Genomic DNA, 12,077 nt, shown 5'->3' with positions numbered 1-12,077 from the left:
AAATATCCCACCCATAGGTTCGTTTTTTTTATTTAAGCCTGTTGAAAAGCTCTTTTAAATTAATAATTACAAATACATGCAGGCTATTTTGTCTTGAAATAACTTAAATTTGATTAGACATTTATTATAAAAATAGGGGCAAAATAAAACTATATATGCTGGAAAATATCCATTTTAAAATGATTTTATCCGATATTATCAACTTAAGGCAAAATAAGATTTAAAAGTAAGTTTTTTCTATTAACTATTTGTTTTAAAATACAATAGAATAAATTAAAAGTATTTATATTCATTAATATAATCTAAAATTTCATTATTGACTCCTAAAATTAAATTAAACATATTATAATACTTTAATATAAATTTACAGCTGAATTATCCATCATTCAATTGAATCTATTATAATTTATCTGGGCAAGCACCACATTTATAACATCCAAATACTTCGCACCATGGAGTTATACTGCCTTTAAAAGCTTTTTTATATTCCTGTTTTAAAAATTCATTGGTTATACCCGTATCTATATTTTTCCAGGGTAATTCATCTTCTAAATTCCATTTAATATGGATATTTTCCCAATCTCTAAACTTAAGCTTCTTTTTATAGGTTTTCTCAATCATATCTCCCATATCAGCATTTCCCACAGAGAGTATATGTTGTATAAAGGCCCCCTTTAGATCCTCTACTTTTAAAGATATTCTTTTGAGATTTTCATTTAAATATTTATATTTAATCTCTAAATCGGCCATATTAAAGCTCTCCCATTGAAATGGAGTATGTGGCTTTGGAACGAATGGATTTATGCTTATTTTAACCCTATTCTTCTTCTCTGAGATTTTATTTAAATATTTTATAAACTCAACCATATCTTTAACATCATTCATGGTTTCTGTAGGTAACCCAACCAGAAAATAAAGTTTAACATTCATATTCCTCTTAAAAGCCATTTCCATAACATTTAAAATCTCTTCATCCTTTATAGGTTTATTTAAAACATTCCTTAAGTTCCATGTAGATTCCGGAGCTATGGTCATGGTTTTAAGACCACTTCTGTGCAGTATATTTATCAAATTTTCCGTTATAGCTTCTATTCTCATTGAAGGGCTTGTTATTCTGAATTCCCTCTCAAGAAGACCTTCACATAGTTCTTCTATTTTAGAATATCCAGAAACATCTGCCCCAATAAGTGCTATTTTTTCAAGACCTGTGGCTTTTCTACCTTTTTCAGCAATTTTAAAGAGCTTATTTAAGGATGTTTCTCTTCTGGGGCGATAAATACACCCTGCCATGCAAAAACGGCACCCTCTTGTACATCCACGAGAAACTCCAAGAAGAAATGCATCTCCAAATGCAGGTATAAATCTCTTATCATCCGTTTTTGGGACAACCTGCCTTATCGGGTGCCATGCATCATCCATATTTTTGACTATGGCTATTTTAGCAGGGTTATCAGGAATATAAACACCCTTTATATCTAAAAATGCTTCAATCTCTTTTTTAGGATCATCAAGTTCCATATAAATATCAATAACTTCATCAAGAACTGCTTCTGCTTCTCCAATTATAAAAAGGTCAATGAATTTGCTCATTGGAAGAGGATTAGAAGTTGCTGAAGGCCCTCCCGCTATAATAAAAGGATCATCAGAAGTTCTATTTTCTTTACTAATTTCTATACCTGCCTTATTCAACATTCTAAGTACATTAAAATAATCCTGCTCATATTGAAGTGAAAATCCCACTATATCAAAATCAGAGAGCTTGCTGTTTGATTCCAGGCTTTCAAAATAGGGATAAACTACCCGTTCACAGTATATGTCTTCCCTTGAATTTAGGAAATCATATATAATATGAAAACCAAGAGAAGACATTGCAGCCTTATACAGATTAGGATAGCACGATGCAAACCTTAAATCCACTTTTCTTGGATCTTTTATCACCACATTCTGTTCAATCAGCATCATTTATAATTTAATTTAAGATATAATAACAATAACTGAAAATCTTTTCAAAACCCTCAAGTAATTATTATAGTGATACGATGAATGCAATTAATTTTAAAATCAGAAATAATCTGGATATCATCCTTGTGCTCATTTTATACTCACTGATAGGGCTAATTCTAATAAATAATTATCAATATATCCTAAGTACTGATGGAATTTCTTATATCAGTATTGCTCAAAAATATATCAGCGGAGATATACATAATGCAATTAACGGATACTGGGGACCACTCTTATCATGGTTAATGGCTCCATTATTACTTTTTAGCTCGAATTCCTTTAATTCAGTTTATTTGATGAAATTACTTTCATTAATTACTGGATTTTTTACTATAATGGGAGTAAAATTATTAATAGACAATTTTGAAATAGAAAATACAATTAAAAGAGTAACGCTATTTTCTTTAATCCCCCTTATAATTTATTTTTCATTTTTCATAACTACACCTGACTTACTGGTTACATGCATCCTTGTTTACTATTTATACTTCATATTCAATCCTAAATATCCAGACAACAAATTTAACGGTTTAATGTGCGGAATTACAGGAGCTTTAGCTTATTTAAGTAAAAGCTATGCTTTACCCTTCTTTTTAGCCCATTTCATACTATTTAACTTATTTTTCTACTTCAAAGGCATAGATAAAAAAAAGAAGAACAGAATATTAAAAAATCTGTTTATAGGATTAATAATTTTCTCTATGATCAGCGGCGTATGGATTGGCTTAATAAGCGATAAATATGGAAAAATAACAACAGGGACTACTGGAGAATATAATTATGGCTATGTGGGGCCAGAATCACAAGAAATTCATTATTTAGATTATATTGGACTTATAAAACCTCCGAATGAGTCTGCTGTTAGTGCATGGGAGGATCCGTCCTACTTTAAAATGAAATCATGGAGTCCTTTTGAATCATGGGACTATTTAAAGTACCAGATAAACATTATTTTTAAAAATATATTTAAATTTTCAATTATTATTGAATTGTTCTCTGTACTTTCTATTATAATAATTATTGCCCCTATCTTCCTCATTACTAAATCAAAAATAGATACTAATTCAAAAGATAAATTAATTTATCTAATAGTAACCATGTTATTATATGCCGGAGGATACCTCCTAATTTACATTCAAGAAAGATATTTATGGTTAGTTAATGTTTTGTTATTAATTTTAGGGGGTTATGTACTTAGTCTGCTATTTAAAATGAATTATTTGAACAATGTTCAGAAAAACATTCTACTATTATTTTTGATACTATCTTTCATTATGGGTCCAATTAATGGTTTAATCCTGGATTTTAATATTGAATCAGATTTTTATATTTATAATTTAAGTGAAAAACTAAAAAATGATTATAATTTTCATGGAAATATAGCATCCAATGATAACTTCATAGAATCAGATATTATCGCATTTTATACTAAAAACAAATATTACGGAAAGCCAAAAAAAACCATTAAATACAATGAATTAAAGAATGAATTAGAAAGCAATAATATTGATTATTATCTGGTTTGGGGAACGTCAAAGTATAATAATTACCTTTCAAAGGACTTTAAAGAAATAACCAACGGAACTATTCCCAATTTAAGAATTTATTACTTGAAAAGTTGAATAATCTCAATCATAGTGATATAATGAATGCAACTAATTTTAAAATCAAAAATAACATTGATATCATCCTTGTACTCATTTTATATTCACTGATAGGGCTAATTCTAATAAATAACTACCAATACATTTTAAATTCAGATGGTATTTCTTATATCACTATTGCTCAAAAATATATCAGCGGAGATATACATAATGCAATTAACGGATACTGGGGACCACTCTTATCATGGCTAATGACTCCATTATTACTTTTTAGCTCGAATTCCTTTAATTCAGTTTATTTGATGAAATTACTTTCATTAATTACTGGATTTTTCACTATAATGGGAGTAAAATTATTAATAGACAATTTTGAAATAGAAAATACAATTAAAAGAGTAACGCTATTTTCTTTAATCCCCCTTATAATTTATTTTTCATTTTTCATAACTACACCTGACTTGCTGGTTACATGCATCCTTGTTTACTATTTATACTTCATATTCAATCCTAAATATCCAGACAACAAATTTAACGGTTTAATGTGCGGAATTACAGGAGCTTTAGCTTATTTAAGTAAAAGCTATGCTTTACCCTTCTTTTTAGCCCATTTCATACTATTTAACTTATTTTTCTACTTCAAAGGCATAGATAAAAAAAAGAAGAACAGAATATTAAAAAATCTGTTTATAGGATTAATAATTTTCTCTATGATCAGCGGCGTATGGATTGGCTTAATAAGCGGCAAATACGGGAAAATAACAATGGGAACTGCTGGAGAATATAATCATAATGTGTTTGGACCAGGATCACAGGGACACTATGAATATTATATTGGACTTGTAAAGCCTCCAAATGAATCTGCTTTTAGTGCATGGGAAGACCCTTCATACTTCAAAATGAAATCATGGAGTCCTTTTGAATCATGGGATTATTTTAAGTTTCAGATAAAGATCATCTTAGAAAATATAATCAAGACTGTACATATCATTGAGTTATTTTCTATACTTTCAATTCTAATAATTACTGCTGGTATTGTTCTTATTACTAAATTAAATATAAACAGCAATTCAAAAGATAAACTAATTTATCTAATAACAACAATATTGTTGTATTCTGGAGGATACGTCATAATTTTTACTCAAGAGAGATATCTTTGGTTGGTTAATATCTTATTATTAATTATGGGCGGTTATGTGCTCAGTTTACTGTTTAAAATGAATTATTTAAATAAGGCTCGAAAAAACATTATATTAACGCTTTTAATACTATCCTTTTTAATGGCTCCATTTAACTTTTTAATCATTAATTTTAATGCAGACAAAGATGTTTATGATTTGAGTGAAAAATTAAAAAATGACTATAATTTTCATGGTAATATAGCATGCAACGATTATTTAATAGAATCAGATCATATTGCATTTTTTACTAAAAGCAAAAATTTTGGGATGCCTAAGGAAACTGGTAATTATAAGGAATTAAAGGCAGAATTAGAGAATAATAATATCGATTATTATCTGGTTTGGGGAAAATCAAAGTATAATAATTACCTTTCAAAGGACTTTAAAGAAATAACCAACGGAACTATTCCCGATTTAAAAATCTATCACTTAAAAAATTAATAAAAGGCAAATAAATGAAATATAAAAATGTAGCTGTTGGAGGTACCTTCGACAACTTTCACAAAGGTCACGAGAAGCTACTTGATGAAGCATTCACTATAGGACAGAATGTATTAATTGGAGTTACATCTGACGAATTTGGGGGAGAAAAAGGTGATATTGACCCCTGCGCAAAAAGAATTTCAAAACTGGAAGAATTTCTTCAAAAATTCAAATCAAGATATATAGTTAAGAGATTGGAAGAACCTTACGGACCTACAATCTACGACCCTGAAATAGATGCTATAGTTGTCAGTAGAGAAACAAAACCTACAGCAGATAAAATCAATGAAATAAGAAGAGAAAAAGGGATGGAACCCCTTGAAATTTTCACAATTGACTGGGTGCTTGCTGATGATGGAAAACCTGTTTCTTCAAGCCGGATAAGGAATGGGGAAATAGATAGGGATGGTAAAGTTATTTAAAATTTTGGTATGTTATAGATATTTAAATGAATTTTTGGATAAATAATCTAATATATTCAAATTATAATTAAGTTTTTAATTGTATATTTTCATTTCAATGTCCCTAGGCAATTTAGAAGAAAAATTTCTTAGATTTTCTATTAAATTATCCTTTTCTCCAGTATCTTTTACATAAAATGAAACCGTATCATCCCCACATACTATATTATTCTTTATTTTCCAATCACATACTTTAATCCACCTTGAAGGTAAATTCTCAAACCAGTTTTCATATATAACTATTAATTTAACATTATTTTTTTCAGTTAACCGGGACACCATTTCTGCATTATAAGATCCATTTTTTAAAGCTTTTATGACATTTTTATTACCCAATCCATAGATATCTATGCATTTTATATCAGCGAGGTAATTAACTGCTCCGATATCATTCAAAACAATCGATTCATTACTGTAGAATTCATGAATAAATAAACCAATCTGATATTGTTGTTCGTAAATATTATGTGTAGCTAAAGATGTTTCACTAAATGAATAACATCCTTTAGGTGCCAAAGGAATAATAATTAAGCCAAATACTAATATTATCAATAAATATCTTAAAGTTTTATTTATATTGAAATTTATCCTGTATTTTCGTAAAAATTGATATAATACAATTGAATTAATAAATATACCTATAGATAATAAGTATGCCTCATAACGGTAAAACCAGCCCGTATTTGCAAATAATAAATGTGATAGAGCTATTGAAATAAAAATAGCAAGCATTATTGTACATAAATCCTTAAATTTTTTATTAATTAAATTAATGATCAGGAATAAGGAACTTAAAGAAATTAAGATCAATATTTCGCTAAATAACTGGTTGATAAAATGATTAAAAATGTTAAAAATATATATTTTTGAAAGTAAAGGTTCATTACCGGTTAAAATTGATTTTAGAACAAGAGAATTAGGGAAAAAAAGCCAACCCTTGCTTGTTGAGATTAGTCCATAAATCACTAAAGGAATGAATGATACTACAATTAATAATATTGAATTTAAATATTTCTTTTTTAAAATAAATAAAAATGACACAATACAAATTAAAAAAAAGCTTTCATGCCGAGTTATCATTAATAAAAATGATAGCATTAATAAATATTTGAAAATACTATTTCTATCAGATTTAAGCATTGATGCAGAAAGATAAATGAACAAAATCATTAGAAAAATATGTAATATATGTTCCATACCTGTGAAAACAAGAGCAGGAAATGGAGTTAAAAACATTATAGATAATAAAACTATAAATATGTAAAATTGAGGTATCTTAAATCTTCTAAGAATTAAATAAATAATGGAAAATGTTCCTAATGCAAATATAATGTTTAATATAAATGGAATTAGCTCATTACTGCCAAATATAAAATAGCTAAAGGATATTAAAAGTGTCCAGAATAAAGAAGATGAAGTGGAAGTAAATTCATATTTAGTTATTCCCCAGATTCCATGTTGAGCAAAATTTTTTGCAATTGCCATGTGTATGTAGGCATCATCCAAAGCATAGATTAAATGTCCCTGATTTTGATTAATAGATTGAATTAATAAAAATAAAATTAAAACTCCAAAAATAATTGATGATATTATTAATGGCCAGTTTTTGAACATATAACTCTTCATTTTTCACCACATAACCCATATTAACTTGCAGTATTTTTAAATATTACTTTTGAGCTAATAATCTTATTAATATAATTTAAACATTAAAATAGAATAATTTACAATCTTAATATTTTTCAGGGTGAATCTATGTTAATTGCAGTCGGATCTAAAAATCCTGTTAAAGTTAGAGCCACTAAAAACGTTTTAGAAAAAATTTATGAACATGTAGAAGTAACTGGAATAGACGTTGGCTCAGAAGTTCCAGATCAACCCTTTGGAATTGATGAAACCATTAAAGGAGCTATAAACCGGGCGAAAAATGCTTATTCTGATGAATTTGACCTTAGTGTAGGTATAGAATCAGGATTGATGGAAACTCCAGATTCAATAACGGGATATATTGATTTACAGTGGTGTGCCATTTTCGATGGACAAACGATAACATTAGGAGTAAGTGCTGGATTTGAATATCCTCCTGAAGTCATTGAAGAAGTTTTAAGAGGTAAAGAAGTTGGAGATGTCATGGATAAAGTTACCGGCGTGGATAATTTAGGTCAGAAAACCGGTGCAGTCAGCTATCTTTCAAAAGGTTTGCTTGATAGGACTGAGAACACTGAACAGTGCGTTTTAACCGCTATGATTCCAAGGATGAATGAAGGAATTTATTTTAGGAGATTAAAGGCTTTATAATACTTTTAATATTTAAATAATGGATTATTAATGCACTTAAAACCACAAATTCCAATGGAAGAAATACCAATGAAGCTAAATATCCTTTTATTAATACAATGTGACTTAACAATATAAATAAAGTCAAAATTATAAATATGAGGACTAAATTTTCCTCTTTAATCTTAAATAGATATAAAGAAATGGGAATTATGATGGGAAAAGCAATAAAAAGTGCCCTAAACATGTCTGTGGCAATTAAAACTTGCAAAAATATAAATGGTAATAAATATAATGATTTTTTTAGAAAATTGCCTTTAACATACTTTATACAATATATGCTCAATATCCACAAAGTATTGAATGAAAAATAAGGATTGCTCAGATCATATATGCTTTTAATCTGTAAATCATAAATTAACGTCTCTTTAACTGTAGATAGCGAAAAATAATTTGTAAATCCATAATAATATCTGATACTTATAAACAGGATTAAAGGTATTAAAATGATTAAAAGTGTTGATTTCAAGGCATTGATTAATTTTTCGTTTTCTAATTTAATTAAAAGGTATAGAGGTAATGTTAATAATATGGTTTCCTTGTTTAAAACCCCTAAAACAAGAGAAACGAGATAAAGCTTATCATTTTTACATAAAATTGCATAAAAAGCCAATAAAAAAAATAAAAACGATGTAAAATCAACTAGTGCTATATCATACATAGTATATATTACTGTAGGGGCCAAAAGAAAGAATAAAACTCCTAAAAAGGCATGAATATTATTAAAATCAAGTTTTTTAAGATAATAGTAAAATAAAACTGTCGTTAAAAATAAAGCTGTCATATTTACAAAAATAAAACCCAATAAATGATTTAATGGAAGTAAAAAAATTATTAGTGGAGTTAATAATCTATACATGTATGGGGCTATGCTACTCTGAAATGGATCAAAGGACATTTTAAAATAAATTAAAGAATCACTAAATACCATTTTAGCGAATCCGCCTATAAATGTGTTTCCAATAACAAAAATTAATAATATAGTTACACTGGCTAACACACTAACAATAATTAATTCCTGATTTAAATTAATACTTAATTTCAGTAAATTAATGTTTTTCTTCGACAAGCATGTACCTCATTTACTTTTATTAATTATGAAATTAGTCTTAAAATTTTATTAAAAATATAGACCTTAATATAGATACTTTAAGTTTCTTTTTCTTTTGGACCGATCCCATTTTCCCTGATTTCCAGAGTAAATACAATAACAAAAGCTGTGACTAAAAAAAGCAATATAAGATCATTTATCCCCCTTACTGCCAAAAATACTCCATATAAAATCCAAATAGCCACCAATACCTTATATTCTTCTTTCATTTAATCACGTGCTAATTCCTATTTTCAATTTTATTAGAATAATAATATTGATATAATTAACTTTTTTTATAAGAAGATAAAAGTATAATATTATTTGAAATGATTTTTTATAATATTAGGGGAGAATATGTCAAATAAAGAACTATTATTAAAATTAATAATCATTTTATTAATATTTTCTGTTGGTTTTTTCCTTAGGATGGAAGCAATCCATCTTAATGGAGCTCCAGTTAATGAAAAGGATATTTATCAAGGCCCCAATGGTATTCCATATATGTACGAGCTTGATTCCTACTACAATTATAGATTAACCCAGAACTATTTAGATCATGGTTATTTAGGAGATAAAAAAATAAATGGAACAGAATGGGACTCATATTCTTATTATCCCGGAGTTCCAATGGATTATCCTCCCCTAATAATCTATCTTACAGCGTTTATTTACAAATTAGTGAACATATTTACTCAAATACCTCTTTTAACAGTCTGTTATTGGCTACCTGTATTAATTGGGCCGCTCTGCGGTATTCCTGCTTACTTTTTTGTGAGCAGGTTAACAAACGAATATGGAGGAATAGCTGCCGGACTACTGGCTGTTAGCATCCCATTTTATGCCATAAGAAGTTTTCCTGGCTGGTTTGATACAGATATGTTCAATATTATTTTCCCCATTCTAATCGTCTGGTTCTTTATTGAATCATATCAGGCAAAAAATACAAAATCAATGATCTTTTTTGCGTCCTTATCAGCATTTACAATGTTTTTATTTGCCGCTGCCTGGAACGGGTATCAGTATTTATTTTATCTGATGATAGCATTTTGTATTTTTTATATTATATGGACTAAATTTAAAGGTCGTGAACTTAAAAATATTGTAATTTTATCTTCTATATTTACATTCAGCATCCTTCTATTAATATATACATTTTTAGGCCCCTTAACTATAATTAAACTGATTTTAAGTCCATTATCACTGATTAAATTATTTAGTAGCCAGAATATTTGGTACCCATGGCCAGATACCTATGTTTTTATATCTGAATTGAGAAAACCTGATTATTATGATGTACTTTATGGACTAGATCTCATAATAATGGGTTTAGGTATATTAGGGATTTTTTTATTGGCCGGTGTTTTAACCAAGAAAAACTTACCCGAAGGAATTTTAAACCGTGCAGATTGGTTTTTCTTTTCATTCTTAGCTACGTGGATATTAATTGGATTTTTAGCTTCAATAAAAGGGGTTAGATTTTTTATACTGCTTTTACCTCCCCTTTTAATAAGCGCTGGAATTGCTGTAGGTATAAGTAATGGCTATTTAAATTCACGTATTAGAAAAAATTATGCTAAAATTTTATCTGTGTCTATTATCCTTGTTGTTTTCATATCCCCCGCTTTTGGAACGTATGCAATATTAAATGAATTAGTTCCGGGGGCTGATGATGATATGTGGAACAGTGCTGAATGGATCAATAAAAACACTGCAAAAAATACTGTTATAATAACAGAATGGAGTTATGGTCATTTTTATAGCGCAATTGCCGATCGTTCAGTATTACAGGATGGGCGAGTAGCTTACATCGAGAATATACCTATAAGAAAGTATGAAAACAATCCATTTAGTTTTAATGGCAAGTCTCCAAATACTTCTCGTGATTACTGGATATCTAGAGCGCTGTCAACCAGTAATGAAAATTTATCTGCAGGGATTTTAAATATGATTGCCACCACTGGTGATGCTGGTCCTATAAACCTTGATAAATATACTAAAAACTCCACAAAAACAATTGAAATACTAAATAACATACTTGGAGTCAACAGAGATCTTGCTCGAGAAATGCTCATAGACTACGGGCTTAAACCCTCTGAAGCTGATGATGTATTAGCTTATACGCACCATTATAAACCAAATCCAATTGTATTTGTTACTTTTAATGATATCCATAGAAAATACTGGATATATTATGGGGAGTGGAATTTTACTACAATGAAACCTGGAAATTGCACTTATTCTAATGGAACCATCCATATTAATGACAATATTTTAAACTCCACCAATCAAGTAAAAATGGATTCAAATACAATCACATGGCATAACAAAACTCCATACTGTTATATGAAAATTACAAATGGTCAAATTGAAAAACATTATTTGGATAAAAACAGTGATTTTTGCATCATATTACTTATGGACGATAAAAAAGCCGTAGTTATGGATAAAAAATTCGAAAATTCAATTTTTACTAAACTAGTAATTGAAAGAAAAGATACTATAAAATTCAAATCAATCTATGAAAATAAAAAAATAAATGTATGGAAAGTCATCTAAAATATATTATAGCCTATTAATTGATGTATCTCTTCCAGCATCTATTACTTCGCTTACATTACCTGCAATATCGCTTGACATGCTGAATACAAATGCTCCGGCGACAATTACTACTACTAGTAAAGCTCCGACCAGCAAAATTAATTCAGCACTTATCTGAGCTTTTTCATCTTTTATCATATTATTTCACAACTTTTAAAAGTAAATAAAGAGTTATAAACTCCTATTATTAGTAGCAGCATGTTGTCTTGTTGTACTAAGATCCTGATCAGTAAATGATGGTTGAGTAGTAAAGTACGAATTATAGATTACTAAAGCAGCGATAGCTATAACGATGACACCACCGAACAATAAGATATAT

At 28.5% G+C, this 12,077-nt stretch carries 10 protein-coding genes; 5 read left to right on the top strand and 5 right to left on the bottom strand.

What is annotated here, in order from left to right:
- Positions 1-399 precede the first annotated feature (399 nt).
- Positions 400-1,959 carry a radical SAM protein gene (locus QMD61_03255; GenBank protein MDI6723647.1) on the bottom strand — a complete coding sequence of 520 codons (1,560 nt, stop codon included), beginning with the start codon at positions 1,957-1,959 and terminating at the stop codon, positions 400-402.
- A 341-nt stretch (positions 1,960-2,300) separates the two neighbouring features.
- Between QMD61_03255 and QMD61_03250 the strand changes: the two genes are divergently transcribed.
- From QMD61_03250 to QMD61_03240, 3 genes are all read left to right on the top strand, one after another.
- Positions 2,301-3,626: a hypothetical protein gene (locus tag QMD61_03250; protein ID MDI6723646.1), complete on the top strand. Its 1,326-nt coding sequence runs from the start codon at positions 2,301-2,303 to the stop codon at positions 3,624-3,626.
- Positions 3,627-3,910: 284 nt separating this feature from the next.
- Positions 3,911-5,227, top strand: coding sequence for a hypothetical protein (locus QMD61_03245; protein MDI6723645.1), 1,317 nt, complete (start codon positions 3,911-3,913; stop codon positions 5,225-5,227).
- 14 nt (positions 5,228-5,241) lie between these two features.
- Entirely contained in the window at positions 5,242-5,691 is a 450-nt protein-coding gene (locus QMD61_03240; protein MDI6723644.1) for a phosphopantetheine adenylyltransferase, read from the top strand.
- Positions 5,692-5,766: 75 nt separating this feature from the next.
- On the opposite strand, the gene QMD61_03235 is transcribed toward QMD61_03240, so the two are convergent.
- The gene (locus tag QMD61_03235) at positions 5,767-7,356 is read right to left on the bottom strand and encodes a hypothetical protein (GenBank protein MDI6723643.1); all 1,590 of its coding nucleotides are present in this window, start codon (positions 7,354-7,356) and stop codon (positions 5,767-5,769) included.
- Positions 7,357-7,485: 129 nt separating this feature from the next.
- Here QMD61_03235 and yjjX point away from each other — a divergent pair, with 129 nt between their 5' ends.
- Entirely contained in the window at positions 7,486-8,028 is a 543-nt protein-coding gene (gene yjjX / locus QMD61_03230; protein MDI6723642.1) for an inosine/xanthosine triphosphatase, read from the top strand.
- Here yjjX and QMD61_03225 read toward each other — a convergent pair.
- On the bottom strand, positions 8,006-9,136 hold the full coding sequence (locus QMD61_03225) for a hypothetical protein (protein ID MDI6723641.1): 1,131 nt from the start codon (positions 9,134-9,136) through the stop codon (positions 8,006-8,008). The two genes, yjjX and QMD61_03225, sit on opposite strands and share 23 nt — an antisense overlap.
- 80 nt (positions 9,137-9,216) lie before the next feature.
- Complete coding sequence (locus tag QMD61_03220; GenBank protein ID MDI6723640.1) at positions 9,217-9,387, bottom strand: hypothetical protein; 171 nt, start codon at positions 9,385-9,387, stop codon at positions 9,217-9,219.
- A gap of 127 nt (positions 9,388-9,514) precedes the next feature.
- Here QMD61_03220 and QMD61_03215 point away from each other — a divergent pair, with 127 nt between their 5' ends.
- On the top strand, positions 9,515-11,716 hold the full coding sequence (locus QMD61_03215; protein MDI6723639.1) for an STT3 domain-containing protein: 2,202 nt from the start codon (positions 9,515-9,517) through the stop codon (positions 11,714-11,716).
- A gap of 6 nt (positions 11,717-11,722) precedes the next feature.
- Here QMD61_03215 and QMD61_03210 read toward each other — a convergent pair whose 3' ends face one another.
- Positions 11,723-11,896 (bottom strand): class III signal peptide-containing protein, encoded by a 174-nt coding sequence (locus QMD61_03210; protein ID MDI6723638.1) that lies wholly within the window; start codon positions 11,894-11,896, stop codon positions 11,723-11,725.
- Positions 11,897-12,077: the final 181 nt, after the last annotated feature.

This window comes from Methanobacterium sp. (assembly GCA_030017655.1).
GTDB lineage: Archaea > Methanobacteriota > Methanobacteria > Methanobacteriales > Methanobacteriaceae > Methanobacterium_D.
This window is presented reverse-complemented; position numbering and strand designations above follow the sequence as displayed.

Excerpts from the sequence above, each read along its gene's own strand:
- QMD61_03255 (MDI6723647.1), bottom strand. The coding sequence starts at position 1,959 with ATGCTGATTGAACAGAATGTGGTGATAAAAGATCCAAGAAAAGTGGAT.
- QMD61_03250 (MDI6723646.1), top strand. The coding sequence starts at position 2,301 with ATGAAATTACTTTCATTAATTACTGGATTTTTTACTATAATGGGAGTA.
- QMD61_03245 (MDI6723645.1), top strand. The coding sequence starts at position 3,911 with ATGAAATTACTTTCATTAATTACTGGATTTTTCACTATAATGGGAGTA.
- QMD61_03240 (MDI6723644.1), top strand. The coding sequence starts at position 5,242 with ATGAAATATAAAAATGTAGCTGTTGGAGGTACCTTCGACAACTTTCAC.
- QMD61_03235 (MDI6723643.1), bottom strand. The coding sequence starts at position 7,356 with ATGAAGAGTTATATGTTCAAAAACTGGCCATTAATAATATCATCAATT.
- yjjX (MDI6723642.1), top strand. The coding sequence starts at position 7,486 with ATGTTAATTGCAGTCGGATCTAAAAATCCTGTTAAAGTTAGAGCCACT.
- QMD61_03220 (MDI6723640.1), bottom strand. The coding sequence starts at position 9,387 with ATGAAAGAAGAATATAAGGTATTGGTGGCTATTTGGATTTTATATGGA.
- QMD61_03215 (MDI6723639.1), top strand. The coding sequence starts at position 9,515 with ATGTCAAATAAAGAACTATTATTAAAATTAATAATCATTTTATTAATA.
- QMD61_03210 (MDI6723638.1), bottom strand. The coding sequence starts at position 11,896 with ATGATAAAAGATGAAAAAGCTCAGATAAGTGCTGAATTAATTTTGCTG.